Source organism: Streptomyces sp. NPDC087310 (assembly GCF_044744405.1).
Taxonomy (GTDB): domain Bacteria; phylum Actinomycetota; class Actinomycetes; order Streptomycetales; family Streptomycetaceae; genus Streptomyces.
Window position 1 is genome coordinate 1,064,557 of the sequence record NZ_JBIUYF010000002.1, and the last position, 13,540, is coordinate 1,078,096.

At 71.0% G+C, this 13,540-nt stretch carries 16 protein-coding genes; 9 read left to right on the plus strand and 7 right to left on the minus strand.

Annotated elements, in window-relative coordinates:
* Positions 1-4: 4 nt before the first annotated feature.
* Entirely contained in the window at positions 5-712 is a 708-nt protein-coding gene (locus tag ACIO3P_RS10310; RefSeq protein WP_329822553.1) for a response regulator transcription factor, read from the minus strand.
* A 286-nt stretch (positions 713-998) separates the two neighbouring features.
* Between ACIO3P_RS10310 and ACIO3P_RS10315 the strand changes: the two genes are divergently transcribed.
* The 8 genes from ACIO3P_RS10315 (at position 999) to ACIO3P_RS10350 (ending at position 7,429) form a co-directional block, all read left to right on the plus strand.
* Complete coding sequence (locus tag ACIO3P_RS10315) at positions 999-1,784, plus strand: amino acid ABC transporter ATP-binding protein (RefSeq protein ID WP_329822554.1); 786 nt, start codon at positions 999-1,001, stop codon at positions 1,782-1,784.
* Positions 1,785-1,918: 134 nt separating this feature from the next.
* On the plus strand, positions 1,919-2,758 hold the full coding sequence (locus ACIO3P_RS10320) for a glutamate ABC transporter substrate-binding protein (RefSeq protein WP_401848115.1): 840 nt from the start codon (positions 1,919-1,921) through the stop codon (positions 2,756-2,758).
* Positions 2,759-2,833: 75 nt separating this feature from the next.
* Positions 2,834-3,508 carry an amino acid ABC transporter permease gene (locus ACIO3P_RS10325; protein ID WP_401784923.1) on the plus strand — a complete coding sequence of 225 codons (675 nt, stop codon included), beginning with the start codon at positions 2,834-2,836 and terminating at the stop codon, positions 3,506-3,508.
* A complete protein-coding gene (locus ACIO3P_RS10330) occupies positions 3,505-4,398 on the plus strand; it encodes an amino acid ABC transporter permease (RefSeq protein ID WP_401848113.1) in 894 nt (297 codons plus the stop codon). Before ACIO3P_RS10325 ends, ACIO3P_RS10330 begins: the two co-directional genes overlap by 4 nt.
* A 146-nt stretch (positions 4,399-4,544) precedes the next feature.
* The gene (locus ACIO3P_RS10335; RefSeq protein WP_401848111.1) at positions 4,545-6,221 is read left to right on the plus strand and encodes an FAD-dependent monooxygenase; all 1,677 of its coding nucleotides are present in this window, start codon (positions 4,545-4,547) and stop codon (positions 6,219-6,221) included.
* A gap of 47 nt (positions 6,222-6,268) precedes the next feature.
* On the plus strand, positions 6,269-6,340 hold the full coding sequence (locus ACIO3P_RS10340; RefSeq protein WP_309544753.1) for a putative leader peptide: 72 nt from the start codon (positions 6,269-6,271) through the stop codon (positions 6,338-6,340).
* A 76-nt stretch (positions 6,341-6,416) separates the two neighbouring features.
* Positions 6,417-7,028, plus strand: a complete 612-nt coding sequence (locus ACIO3P_RS10345) for a cysteine dioxygenase (protein WP_401848109.1) — start codon at positions 6,417-6,419, stop codon at positions 7,026-7,028.
* Complete coding sequence (locus tag ACIO3P_RS10350) at positions 7,025-7,429, plus strand: rhodanese-like domain-containing protein (protein ID WP_329822560.1); 405 nt, start codon at positions 7,025-7,027, stop codon at positions 7,427-7,429. The genes ACIO3P_RS10345 and ACIO3P_RS10350 overlap by 4 nt, the downstream gene beginning before the upstream one ends.
* Positions 7,430-7,623: 194 nt before the next feature.
* Here ACIO3P_RS10350 and recX read toward each other — a convergent pair whose 3' ends face one another.
* The 4 genes from recX to ACIO3P_RS10370 all read right to left on the minus strand — a co-directional run bounded on the left by recX (position 7,624) and on the right by ACIO3P_RS10370 (position 11,198).
* The gene (gene recX / locus ACIO3P_RS10355) at positions 7,624-8,205 is read right to left on the minus strand and encodes a recombination regulator RecX (protein ID WP_399300510.1); all 582 of its coding nucleotides are present in this window, start codon (positions 8,203-8,205) and stop codon (positions 7,624-7,626) included.
* Between the two features lie 9 nt (positions 8,206-8,214).
* Entirely contained in the window at positions 8,215-9,339 is a 1,125-nt protein-coding gene (gene recA, locus ACIO3P_RS10360; RefSeq protein WP_399300507.1) for a recombinase RecA, read from the minus strand.
* Between the two features lie 299 nt (positions 9,340-9,638).
* Positions 9,639-10,769, minus strand: coding sequence for an AI-2E family transporter (locus tag ACIO3P_RS10365; RefSeq protein ID WP_401848812.1), 1,131 nt, complete (start codon positions 10,767-10,769; stop codon positions 9,639-9,641).
* 234 nt (positions 10,770-11,003) lie between these two features.
* On the minus strand, positions 11,004-11,198 hold the full coding sequence (locus ACIO3P_RS10370) for a DUF3046 domain-containing protein (protein ID WP_399300505.1): 195 nt from the start codon (positions 11,196-11,198) through the stop codon (positions 11,004-11,006).
* An 80-nt stretch (positions 11,199-11,278) separates the two neighbouring features.
* On the opposite strand from ACIO3P_RS10370, the gene ACIO3P_RS10375 reads away from it, so the two are divergent.
* Positions 11,279-12,220, plus strand: coding sequence for a hypothetical protein (locus ACIO3P_RS10375; protein ID WP_401848108.1), 942 nt, complete (start codon positions 11,279-11,281; stop codon positions 12,218-12,220).
* Between the two features lie 11 nt (positions 12,221-12,231).
* On the opposite strand, the gene ACIO3P_RS10380 is transcribed toward ACIO3P_RS10375, so the two are convergent.
* Positions 12,232-12,540: an AzlD domain-containing protein gene (locus ACIO3P_RS10380; RefSeq protein ID WP_329822565.1), complete on the minus strand. Its 309-nt coding sequence runs from the start codon at positions 12,538-12,540 to the stop codon at positions 12,232-12,234.
* Complete coding sequence (locus ACIO3P_RS10385; RefSeq protein ID WP_401848811.1) at positions 12,537-13,325, minus strand: AzlC family ABC transporter permease; 789 nt, start codon at positions 13,323-13,325, stop codon at positions 12,537-12,539. Before ACIO3P_RS10385 ends, ACIO3P_RS10380 begins: the two co-directional genes overlap by 4 nt.
* Positions 13,326-13,540: the final 215 nt, after the last annotated feature.

A 13,540-nucleotide genomic window follows, 5' to 3' on the forward strand; every position in this document is an offset into this window, starting at 1 on the left:
GCCGCTACGACCCCGGGTGCGGGGCCGGGACGACCAGCCGGTAGCCGACTCCTCGCACGGTCTCGATCAGCGCGGGCATGCCGAGTTTGGAGCGCAGCGACGCCACATGGACCTCCAGCGTGCGCCCCGTACCCTCCCAGCTCGTGCGCCACACCTCGCTGATGATCTGCTCCCGGCCGAAGACGACTCCGGGGCGCTGCGCGAGCAGGGCCAGCAGGTCGAACTCCTTGCGGGTGAGCTGTACGGGCATTCCGTCGACGGTGACCCGGCGGGTGGGCAGTTCGAGCGTGAGGCGCCCGAGCCGCTGGGCCGTCTCCTCCGGGTGTCCGGGCTCGTCCCCGCTCACGGTGCGCCGGCTGACGGCGTGGATACGGGCGAGGAGTTCACCGGTGTCGTACGGCTTGACCACGTAGTCGTCGGCCCCGAGGTTGAGGCCGTGGATCCGCGAGCGTACGTCGGCCCGTGCCGTCACCATGATCACCGGAGTCGAGGTGATCTTCCGGATCTTGCCGCAGACCTGGTAGCCGTCCTGGTCGGGCAGTCCGAGGTCGAGCAGCACCACCGCGAACGGCGGTCTGCCGGCGGCGGGCAGCACGGCCTGGAGCGCCTCCTCGCCGTTGCGCGCATGGACGACCTGGAATCCGTGCTTCGCGAGCACGGCGGACAAGGCGGCGGCGACATGGTCGTCGTCCTCCACGAGCAGCAGCCTCACGGGCCCCCTTTTCGGTCGTGATCCCGAATGTCGGGATCTTGAGTCATGTCCGATGTAGGTGTCTACGTATCTCGCATCCACGCCCATGGCGCCGCGCCAGTCAAGAGCCTTCCCGTTACACCGAGGTTTCCGTTACCTACCCGGTACTCCCCGCACCGCCCTCTTGACACGGAGTGTCCGGTTGCGGCCGGATCGTTATGCTCAATTTCAGCTCAGATGTAATGACGCTGATCGCAGTGCGTGACTAGGGTCCTCCCCAACCGAGTGAGGACGGAGCAAAAAGCCGATGAGCGGAGTGTCAGCGACCAAGGACACCGGGGGCGCCGGGCCGGCGACGGACGACCTGGTCGTACTGAGCAACGTGAACAAGCACTTCGGCGCGCTGCATGTGCTCCAGGACATCGACCTGACCATCGCCCGTGGCGAGGTCGTGGTCGTCATCGGACCTTCCGGGTCCGGCAAGTCCACACTGTGTCGCACCATCAACCGCCTGGAAACGATCGATTCGGGTTCCATATCGATCGACGCCAAACCCCTGCCCGACGAGGGCAAGGAACTGGCGAGGCTACGTGCCGATGTCGGCATGGTCTTCCAGTCGTTCAACCTCTTCGCACACAAGACGGTGCTGGAGAACGTCACGCTGGGCCAGATCAAGGTCCGCGGGACGGACAAGAAGGAGGCCGAGGCGACCGCGCGCACCCTGCTCGACCGCGTGGGGGTCGGCTCGCAGGCCGACAAGTACCCCGCCCAGCTCTCGGGCGGACAGCAGCAGCGTGTCGCCATCGCGCGGGCCCTGGCGATGAACCCGAAGGTCATGCTCTTCGACGAGCCGACCTCGGCGCTCGACCCCGAGATGATCAACGAAGTGCTCGAAGTCATGCAGCAACTGGCCCGCGACGGAATGACGATGGTCGTCGTCACGCACGAAATGGGCTTCGCCCGCTCCGCCGCGAACCGGGTCGTCTTCATGGCCGACGGCCGGATCGTCGAACAGGCCACGCCCGACGAGTTCTTCAGCAATCCGCGCAGCGACCGTGCCAAGGACTTCCTCTCGAAGATCCTGCACCACTGATCCGCGCCACTGATCGGCGCCACCGGCTCCTTCTACGGCTCACGGCTCTTCTTAGCGGCTTACGGCTCTTCTACGGCTCTACCGATGTCGGCAGAACCTGATTCGTTCACGTCTCACCCGAGGGAAGTTCACGCATGAAGCTCCACAAGGCAAGCGCGGCCGCGGCCGCCGCACTGGTCCTCTCCCTGACCGCCACCGCCTGCGGCGGCAAGAGCGAGGAGAACGGCGCGGGAGGTTCCGGTGGCGACAAGATCACCATCGGCATCAAGTTCGACCAGCCCGGCCTCGGTCTGAAGAAGCCTGACGGCACCTACGCGGGCTTCGACGTCGACGTCGCCACGTATGTCGCCAAGGAACTCGGCTACGACGCCAAGAACATCGTCTGGAAAGAGGCGCCCAGCGCCGAGCGCGAGAACCTGATCGCCAACGGTGACGTGAAGTTCGTCGCCGCGACCTACACGATCAACGACGAGCGCAAGAAGCGGGTCGACTTCGCGGGTCCCTACTTCCTGGCCCACCAGGACCTGCTGGTCCGCGCGGACGACAGTTCCATCACCAAGGCCGAGGACCTGAACTCCAAGAAGCTCTGTTCCGTCACGGGCTCCACCTCGGCGCAGAACGTCAAGGACAAGCTCGCCCCCAAGGCCGACCTCATGGCGGTCGGCGGCTACTCCGAGTGCCTGACCGGTCTGGAGAACAAGGCTGTTGACGCCCTGACCACGGACGACTCCATTCTCGCCGGGTACGCCGCGCAGCAGGAGCACCAGGGCAAGTTCAAGCTCGCGGGCCTCAAGCTCAGCGACGAGCCCTACGGCATCGGCCTCAAGAAGGGCGACACCGATCTCCAGAAGAAGATCAACGACGCGCTCACCATGATGGAGTCGGACGGTTCCTGGGAGAAGGCCGTGACCGCCAACTTCGGTCCGGCCAAATACAAGAACGAGCCCGCCCCGAAGATCGACGCGACGAGCTGAGAGAAGCAGTGACGCGCCGCCGGCCGGTCCGGCGGCGCGTACCGACCAGCAAACCAGGGGAGAGCGCGGGGCATCGTGTTCGAATTTCTTGATTCCGGGCAGTACGACCTGCTCGGCGCCTTCTGGGTGACGGTGCAGCTCACCCTCTATTCCGCGGCGGGTTCCCTGATATGGGGAACGCTGCTGGCCGGGATGCGTGTCAGTCCCGTACCACTCATGCGTACCTTCGGCACCACCTACGTCAATGTCGTCCGTAACACCCCGCTGACCGTGGTACTCGTCGGCTGTTCGCTGGGGCTGGGCCAGACGCTCCAGATCAATCTCGGCGGCGACAACTTCGAGTCCAGCGGCTTCCGGCTCGCCGTGCTGGGCCTGGTCGCCTACACAGGGACCTTCGTCTGCGAGTCCCTGCGCTCCGGTATCAACACCGTGCCCGTCGGGCAGGCCGAGGCCGCCCGCGCGCTGGGACTGAACTTCGTCCAGGTACTCACGCTGATCGTGCTGCCCCAGGCGTTCCGCTCGGTGGTGGCACCACTGGCCAACGTGCTGATCGCGCTGACGAAGAACACGACGATCGCCGCGGCCATCGGGGTCGTGGAAGCCGCGGCACTGATGAAGACAATGATCGAGAACGAGAGCAGCGCGCTCTTCGCCGTCTTCGCGGTGTTCGCCTTCGGCTTCGTCGTTCTCACCCTCCCGACCGGCCTGCTCCTGGGCTGGGTCAGCAAGCGCGTGGCGGTGAAGCGATGAGTGGCACGTCCGTTCTGTACGACGCCCCGGGCGCACGCGCCAAGCGGCGCAACGTCCTCTACACGATCGTGTTCCTGGTGCTCTTCGCGCTCGCCGCGTGGTGGGTGCTGGCCACGATGGCCGAGAAGGAACAGCTCGCGTCCGAGAAGTGGAGCCCGTTCGTCACGGACTCCGCGGTCTGGACGACGTATCTGCTGCCCGGACTCGGCGAAACCCTCAAGGCCGCGGCCCTCGCCATCGTGATCGCCCTGCCGGTCGGCGCGCTGCTCGGCATCGGCCGGCTCTCCGACCACGCGTGGGTCCGTATCCCGGTCGGCGTGGTCGTGGAGTTCTTCCGCTCCCTGCCGGTCCTGATCATGATGGTGTTCGCCAGCGCGCTGTACGTGGAGTTCAGCGATGTCTCCTCGGACCTGCGGCCCCTGTACGCCGTGGTGACGGGTCTGGTGCTCTACAACTCCTCGGTCATCGCCGAGATCGTCCGGGCCGGCATCCTCACGCTGCCGAACGGCCAGACCGACGCCGCGAAGGCGATCGGGATGCGCAAGAGCCAGACCATGTCGTACGTCCTGCTGCCGCAGGCCGTGACCGCGATGCTGCCGGCCCTGGTCAGCCAGCTCGTGGTGATCGTCAAGGACACGGCGATCGGCGGCGCGATCCTCGGCTTCTCCGAGCTGCTCTCGCAGAACCGTACGATCACCGCGAACTACGGCGCGAACACCATCGCCACGCTCGTCGTCATCGCGCTGATCTACATCGCGCTGAACTTCGCGCTCACGAGCTTCGCCGGGTGGCTGGAGCAGCGGCTGCGGCGCGGCAAGAAGAGCACCGGAGCGGTCCTCGGGGCCGAGGACATGGATCTGGCCAAGACACCGGGCGGCGGCGTCTCCTGAGGCGGGCGGGACGGGGGGTGTGCGCGTCGCTGAGCCCGTCGCTTGACGCGGGCACCCCCAGTAGGTTGCATACGTTCTGTGATCACACACCGGGCTCCTACCGCCGCCCTTGACCGTATGACCGCACGGGCCCGAAGGGTCGCGCCGTGGACCCGGTGATCGTCGTCGGCGCGGGCCCGGTCGGGCTCGCGCTCTCGCTGGCCCTCGCCGTGCAGGGTGTCCCGTCCGTCGTTCTGGACGAGGGCACCGGCACGGACGACCCACGCCCCGCGCGGACCGCCGTACTGCGGCCGGACACCGCCGCGCTGCTGGCCCGGCTCGGCTGCACCACCCTCGGTGACGAAGGCACCCACTGGGTCGGCTGGCGTCTGATGCGGCGCAAGCAGCTCATGCGGGAGCTGCCGCTCAGCGGGGCCGATGACGGCTCGCCGCCCCCTCTGCACATCCCGCAGCACGCCCTGGCGCGCGGGCTCCGCGCCTCCATCGCCGAAGAGGGCCTGATCCGGGTGGTCCCCGGCAGCCGGCTCGACGCCCTGGAGCAGGACGGTCACGGGATCACCGCGCACACCCGCGGCCCCGGGGCGACCTGGTGGCGCGGCAGCCATCTCGTGGGGTGCGACGGCGCCCGCTCCACGGTCCGCAAGCTGCTCGGCATCCGCTTCCCCGGGCGTACGGCGGTGGAGCGGCACGCGGTCGCCGCGCTCCGCGCGGAGCTGCCGTGGCCGGACGAGGCGCTGCTGCACCGTCGGCCGCCCTGGCCGGGCGGGGGCGAGGAGGTGTCCGCGAGGCCGCTCGCGGACGGCGTGTGGCGGCTCGACTGGCTGCTGCCCTCCCGCGGCGACCTGGTGACGCCCGACGCGCTGGTGGCGCGTTTACGGGACACCCTGGCCGGCTGGTGCGGCGAGACGCCGCCGTACGAACTGCTCGACACGGGCGTCTACACGCTGCACCACCGGCTCGCCCGGCGCTGGCGCGCGGGCCGCGCCTTTCTCGCCGGGGACGCCGCGCATCTGCTGGGCGCCGTCGGCACCCAGGGGCTCGACGAGGGGCTGCGCGACATCGGCAACCTCGCCTGGAAGCTCGCCGAGGACTGGCACCACGGGGCCTCGGAGACCCTGCTGGACAGCTACCAGGCCGAGCGCCGTACCGCCGTGGCCGCGCGGCTGCGCGCGGCCGACCAGTCGCTGCCGATACTGCGGGGCGGCGGCGGGCTGCGTACGTACATGCCGGGCGCGACCCGCGGACACGACACGCTGCTCGCCGACGGGCACCTCGGGCACGGTCCGCTGGGCGCACCACCCTCCTACCCGCACTCCCCCCTCGCGCCTCCGCACGCCGAGGCGCACACGGCGGTGGGCACGCCCCCCGGCGGACAGGTCGACGACGTACGGGTGACGGCGCCGGACGGCACGACCACGCGCCTCGGCGAGCGGCTGGGCCGGGGGCGGCTGCTGGTGGTGCTGGTCGCACCGGGCACCGGGGTCTGGGACCGGCGGCACTGGCTGACGGCGGGGGTGATGCCGCGGCTGGCCGACGCGGTGTCCGCGCTGCCCGTACGGGCGGAGCTGCTGGTGACGGAGGCTTACCCGGGGGCTTCCGCGCACAGTGTGCTGCTGGTGCGGCCGGACGGGCACCTCGTGGCCGCCTTCGGCGGGGTACGGCCCCGGGAGCTCTACGCGGCGGCGGACGCGGCACGCGGCGGGGCTCCGCGGGCGCCCTCGGGTGCCGCCGGGGCTTCGGGCGCCGCCGATACGCCGACGGCGCACTCCGTCCCGAAGCCGAACGCTCCGGTAACCCCTGACCGCACCGCGAACATCAATTGACCGCCACGGGCTCACATGGTGTACTCCGAATCGTGACTGACACCGATGTGCGCCTGTGGCGGAGGGTCCATATGGACCTGGTCCGCTATGCGGGCTGCGTGTGTCGCCCGTCCTGTTGATTCGCCGCTTCTCCATCCGCGCCCGCCGCTCCGCGCCGCGGCAGGGCACCTTCGCGAACCTCTCAGGACGGTCACCATGTCTCTTCTTCCCGTACGCACCTCCGCGCCCGCCGCCGGGGCCGGCCCGTCGGTCCCGGCCGCCGCGGCCTCACCGGCCGCTCCGGTCTCCCGGGTCTCCCCGGTCTCCCCGGTCGGCGGTCCCACCCCGGCCGAACTGCTGGACTTCGTCCGCGGCACCGCCGCCGACACCGCGCTGATCGCCTCCCTCCCGCTCGACCCCGAGGGCCGGACGTGGATCCGGCTGGACGGCCCCGGGGGCAGCGAGGCGTGGCTGATCGGCTGGCCGCCCGGCACGGGCACCGGCTGGCACGACCACGGTGGCTCGCACGGCGCGTTCGCCACGGCTTCGGGCACGCTCAAGGAGGACTCGCTGGCCGCCCGGCTGCCCACCGAGGGGTGGAAGACCCTGGAACTGGCCGAGGGCGTCGACCGGGAACGGCAGTTGACCGCGGGCGAGGGGCGGGCGTTCGGCAGGCGCCATGTGCACGAGGTGCGCAACGAGTCCGGGGGCGCCCACGCCGTGTCCGTCCACGCGTACTACCCGCCGCTGCCGCTGATGCGGCGCTACAGCCGCACGGGCCAGGTGCTCCGTCTTGAGCAGGTCGAGCGCCCCGAGGAGTGGCAGTGAGCGAGCGGCGTACGAGCAACGGGCCGGCCGGTATAGACGAGCTGCTGGAACGGGTCCGCGCGGACCTGGACCGGCTGGAGCCCCGCGAGGCGTTCGAGGCCGCGGTGGACGGCGCGCTGCTGGTGGACATCCGGTACGCGGCGCTGCGCGAGCGCGACGGTCTGATCCCGGGGGCGCTGGTCGTGGAGCGCAACGAGCTGGAGTGGCGGCTCGACCCGCAAGGCAGCCACCGCGCCCCGGAGGCCACGAGCCATGAGCTGCGGGTCGTGGTCGTCTGCAACGAGGGGTACGCGTCGAGCCTCGCGGCGGCCTCCCTGCGGCAGTTGGGAGTGCACCGCGCGACCGACCTCGTCGGAGGGTTCCAGGCGTGGAAGGCCGAAGGGCTGCCCGTCACACGATGAGCGCGTCCGCGCGCCACCACGCCCGTGCACAGGCCCCGTACACGGCCCCCGTACACGGGACCGGACCGCAAGCCCGGGTCCAGGCCCGGGCAAGGGCCGGTTCCCGGGCGAGGACCACGTTCCCGTGCCTCGACGTGCCACGACCGGCCATGCCTGCCCCGACGGGGCGGAGCTTGCCGGGAGGGCACTCGGGCCTAGTACGCGCCCTCGTCCAGCCCCTCGGTGTCCTCGCCCTCCTCCTCCAGCGCCCGCTTGACCACCCGGAGCGCCATGCCCTCCGGGTACCCCTTGCGCGCCAGCATCCCCGCGAGCCGGCGCACCCGTCTGTCCCGCTCCAGGCCGCGGGTGGCCCGGAGTTTGCGGGCGACCAGCTCGCGGGCGGTCTCCTCCTCCCGCTCGGAGTCGAGCTGCCCGACCGCCTCGTCGATCAGGGCCGGCTCCACGCCCTTCGTCCGCAGCTCCCGCGCGAGCGCCCGACGGGCCAGGCCGCGGCCGTGGTGCCGTGACTCCACCCAGGCATCCGCGAACGCCGCGTCGTTGATCAGCCCCACGTCCTCGAAGCGGGAGAGCACCTCCTCCGCGATGTCCTGCGGGATCTCCCGCTTCTCCAGTGCGTCCGCGAGCTGTTTACGGGTGCGCGGGGTGCCGGTGAGCAGGCGCAGACAGATCGCCCGCGCCCGCTCGGCCGGGTCCTGGGGCGGCAGCTCCTGCTCGGCCCTCGACGAGTCGGAGCTGCCGCCCGGCCTTTCGGTCCGTCGCCTCTTCGCATAAGGCACGGTGACGAACTAACTCTTGGCCGCTGCCGACTTGGCCGACCTGGCCTTGGAGGCAGCGGCCACCGGCTTCACCGGTTCGTCCCCGGAGGCGGGGGCGCCCGCGGCGTCCGCGCCCGGCTCGGCCGCCGGCGCCTGCGGCTGGACCCCGACCCCCAGCTTCTCCAGGATCTTCTTCTCGATCTCATTGGCGAGATCGGGGTTGTCCTTGAGGAAGTTGCGGGAATTCTCCTTGCCCTGGCCGAGCTGGTCGCCCTCGTACGTGTACCAGGCGCCGGCCTTGCGGACGAAGCCGTGCTCCACGCCCATGTCGATCAGACCGCCCTCGCGGCTGATGCCCTGGCCGTAGAGGATGTCGAACTCGGCCTGCTTGAAGGGCGGCGCGACCTTGTTCTTGACGACCTTGACCCGGGTGCGGTTGCCGACGGCCTCGGTGCCGTCCTTCAGTGTCTCGATACGGCGGATGTCGAGCCGGACCGACGCGTAGAACTTGAGCGCCCGGCCACCGGTCGTGGTCTCCGGCGAGCCGAACATCACGCCGATCTTCTCTCGGAGCTGGTTGATGAAGATCGCGGTGGTCTTGGACTGGTTGAGCGCGCTGGTGATCTTCCGGAGCGCCTGGCTCATCAGCCGCGCCTGGAGACCGACGTGCGAGTCGCCCATCTCGCCCTCGATCTCCGCACGGGGCACCAGCGCCGCGACGGAGTCGATGACGATGAGGTCGAGCGCGCCGGAGCGGACCAGCATGTCCACGATCTCGAGGGCCTGCTCACCGTTGTCCGGCTGGGAGAGGAGCAGATTGTCGATGTCGACGCCGAGCTTCTTCGCGTACTCGGGGTCGAGGGCGTGCTCGGCGTCCACGAAGGCCACCGCGCCGCCCAGCCGCTGCGCGTTCGCCACGGCGTGCAGCGTCAGCGTCGTCTTGCCGGAGGACTCCGGGCCGTACACCTCCACCACGCGGCCGCGCGGCAGACCGCCGACGCCGAGCGCGACGTCGAGCGCGGTCGATCCCGTGGGGATGACCTCGATGGGGTCGTTCGGCCGGTCGCCCATGCGCATCACTGCGCCCTTGCCGAATTGCCGTTCAATTTGTGCGAGAGCGGCGTCGAGCGCCTTCTCGCGGTCGGTTCCTGCCATGGGTTCCACCCGATTTGCTTGAGTCGATCGCTTCACGTCAACGACGCTATCCCCTGCCACTGACAACGCGTCCCCGACGCCTCCCCGCCTGTGGACAACTATGGACAACTCGGCCGGGCCGGCCGCCGACCGACGCCCCCGTCACGCCACCACAGAACACCGCCGACCGGGCCGGGGAAACACCGGCAGCCCTCCCATGAGAATGGATGTTCGATTTTGGTGTCAAGCGACACGCGACGGGCCCGCGGTACGCCCGGGAACGGCGACGGCGGTGTGCCCAGCGACCGACGGTGGTGTGCCTAGGGACGGTCGCTGCCGTCCTCCTGTGTGCGCAGCACCCGCCGTATCTGCCCCAGCAGCGGGATGTCCCGGCGCCGCCGGCCGCCCCTCACCCGCGGGTCGTCCATCACCTCGTACCGCTTCACGTACGCGCCGAGAAACGCCTGAAGGGTCGCGACGGCGGGGATCGAGATCAGCGCGCCGACGGGGCCCAGCAGCGCCGTACCCGCGATGACCGAGCCGAAGGCGACCGCCGGGTGGATGTCCACGGACCGGGCGGTGAGCTTGGGCTGGAGCATGTAGTTCTCGAACTGCTGGTAGATCACGACGAAGCCGAGGACCCACAGCGCGTACCAGGGGTCCACGGTGAAGGCGATCAGCATGGGCAGGGCGCCCGCCAGATACGTGCCGATGGTCGGGATGAACTGGGAGACCAGCCCCACCCACATCGCCAGCGCCGGCGCGTACGGAACGCCCAGGATCTCCAGCAGGACGTAGTGCGCGACACCGGAGATGAGGGCCATCAGTCCGCGCGAGTAGAGATATCCGCCGGTCTTCACGACCGCGATCTCCCAGGCCCGCAGCACCTCCGCCTGCCGGGCGGGCGGCAGGACGGAGCAGAGCCCGCGGCGCAGCCGGGGCCCGTCGGCGGCGAAGTAGAAGGAGAACAGGAAGACCGTCAGCACCCGGAACAGTCCGCCCAGCACGGTGGTGGAGACGTCGAGGACGCCGCTCGCGCTGTTCTGCACGTACCTCTGGAGCCAGTCCGAGTGCAGCAGGCTGTCCTGGACGGCGACCCGGGACAGCTCGGTGTGGAACGTCAGGTTGATCCAGTTGATCACCGAGTCGAGGTACTGGGGGAAGGAGTCGACGATGTCGATGATCTGGCTCGCCAGGATCGAACCGAGCATCACCACGAAGCCGGCGCTCGCGATCAGCACCCCGAAGAAGACGAGGAAAGTGGCGAGTCCGCGCCGCATCCCGCGGTCCGCCATGCGGCTGACCGCGGGCTCCACCGCCAGCGCCAGGAAGAAGGCGATCAGCACATTGATGAGCAGCCCGAAGATCTGGTGGAACGCCCAGATGCCGAGCTGGAAGCAGGCGACGAGGGCCAGCGCGAGGATCATGGCACGCGGTAGCCAGCGGGGCATACGGTCGCCCCCGCCGTCCCCCGCGGCCGGGCGCGGGGACGGCCCCGCGGACGTCCCGGAGGACGCGGCGTGCGGGGTCTCCCGCGCGGAGTCCGGCGGAGGGATCGGCGGTTGTACGTCCGAGGCGGTGCTGTCGTTCGGTGCCACGGAGTCAGTCTGGACTACGGCTGTGACAACCGGCCCCGCGGTCCGGCTTTCGCACCGGATCCCGGCCCGGTCCCGACGGGCCGCGCGTCAGCGATTCTCGGCCGGCACACCCATGGCGTCGCAGACGGCGCGCCACACGTCCTTGGTCTCCCAGCCCGCGTCGAGCGCCTCGTGCACCGTACGGCCGCCCAGTTCGGCCATCACATGGTCACGGGCGAAGGAATCCGCGTAGGCGGCGCCGAAGTGGTCCGCCATCCGCTCCCAGAAAATCGTCAACCGCATGCGCCCAGTATCCCGCCCCTCGGAGTGCGGTCCGGCCCCGTCCCCCTTGTCCGCCACCGTTCGCGCCCTACGGTCGGACCATGGCAGGCATCACAGGTTCCACCGCGTCCCCTCTCGCCCGCGCCGAGCACTTCGTCTGGCTGACGGCGAGGGTGCTCGAACAGCGCCGGTTCGCGTACCACTTCCTGGACGGCGGGACCGGCGGGGACCAGGGGGAGGACGCGGTCGAGGCCGCCCTCACGGCGTACCGCGGGGAGGACGGCGGATACGGCCACGCGCTCGAACCCGATCTGCGGGGCCCCGTCAGCCAGCCGCTCCACACGGCGCACGCCCTGCGGGTCCTCGACTCCATCGGCCGCTGCGACGGGCTGCGGGCCGAACGGATCTGCCGCTATCTCACCTCGGTATCGACGTCGGAGGGCGCGCTGCCCGCGCTCCGTCCCTCCTCGCGCGGCTATCCGTGCACGCCCTTCCTCCCCGTCGTCGACGACCCGCCGGGCGAGCTGCTCGCCACGGGCCCCGTGGTCGGGCTGCTGCACCGCAACGAGGTGTGGCACGCCTGGCTCTTCCGCGCCACCGACTTCTGCTGGGCCGCGGTCGAGGGGCTGGACGAGACGCATCCGTACGAGGTGGAGGCGGCGGTCGCCTTCCTGGACGGCGTCCCCGACCGGGCGCGCGCCGAGGCGGCGGCGAACCGGCTGGGCCGGCTCGTACGAAAGCGGCGGCTGGCGGTGCTGGACCCGGAGCACCGCGCCGCGTACCCGCTGCCGCCGGGGTACGCGCCGGGTGAGCGCCGCTTTCCGTACGACTACGCGCGTGTGCCCGGATCACTGGCACGGCGCTGGTTCACGGACGAGGAGATGGAGCGGTCGCTCGACTTCCTCGCCGGGCGGCAGGGCGAGGACGGGGGCTGGCCGGTCGACCGGCGTACGGGGGCGCCGGGCAGCGCGCTGGAATGGCGGGCGATCGTCACCATCGAGGCGCTGCGGACGCTGCGCGCTCACGGCCGTCCCCTCGGCTGACCGCGCCCGGGTCAGCCGGACACGGCCCGTACCGCCGCCGTGACGACCACCGCGGCGGCGACCACCACCAGGAACGGGGCGCGCAGTACCAGCGCGAGGGCCGCCGCGGCGACTCCCGCGCCCCGGGCGTCCAGGACGAGCGCGCCGTTCGCGCTGAAGGTCTGCTGCGCGGTCAGCGCGGCGAGCAGGGCGACGGGCAGCAGGGCGGACAGCCGCTGGACGAGCGGGCGCTCCAGCACGCCCGCGGGGACGAGCAGTCCCAGCAGCTTGAGGAGGTAGCAGCCGAGGGCGGTCGCGCCGATCGCGATCCAGACGGTCAACGGTCCGTTCCCTTCGTGCGGTCGGCGTCCCGCGGCTCACCGGAGGGCTTCCGGCGCGCGCCGGGTCCGCGGCCCTGGAGCCAGAGCACGGTGGGGGCGGCGAGCGCCGCGACGAGCACCGGGACCCCGCCGGGCAGCACAGGCAGCAGCCCGAGCCCCAGGACGACGGAGAGGCCCGCGACGGCCCGTTCGGTGGTGGTACGGAGCATCGGCGCGAGCAGCGCGAGAAAGACGGCGGGGCCGGCGGCGTCGAGCCCCCACGCGTCGGTGTCGCCGAGGGCCTCCGCGCCGAGCGCTCCGGCCAGGGTGGTCAGGTTCCACAGCGTGTAGAGCGTGAGCCCGGTGACGGTGAAGCCGATCCTGGCGGCGCGCCGGGTGGGCTGGGCGAGGGCGACCACGGCCGTCTCGTCGATCACCCACTGCGCGGCGAACGGGCGTACGGGGCCCGGAAGCCGCAGCAACTGGGAGAGCCTGAGGCCGTAGAAGGCGTTGCGTACTCCCAGGAAGAACGCGCCCGCCGCGGCGGTGAGGGGGTTCCCGCCGGCCGCGAGCGCGCCGACGAGCGCGAACTGCGAGGCGCCGGTGAAGACCAGCAGGCTGAGCGCGCAGGTCTGCGCCACGGTGAGCCCCGCGCCCGCCGAGGTGACGCCGAAGGCGAATCCCGAGAGCCCGACGGCGATGCCGACGCCGAGGGCGTCGCGCACCACGGCGGAGTCGGGTTTGGACGGGGCGGAGGGACGGGGCGAGGGTCGCGGGGTACTGCCCCCGGGGCCGTCCGCCGGGATGCCGGCCGGTATGTCCGCGGAAGCGGACGCTGTCTGTTCTGCCACGTCGCAGACGCTACGCGGTACGGGCCCCCCAGGTCTTGTACGTTTGTGCACCCCGCAGCCCACAGCCCGCAGCCCGCAGCCCGCAGCCCGCAGCCCCACGGTCCCGCTGCATCGCTGCCCCACAAGCCCCACAGCCCCGCAGCCCCGCTCTGCCCCGGCCCGGGCCCGTT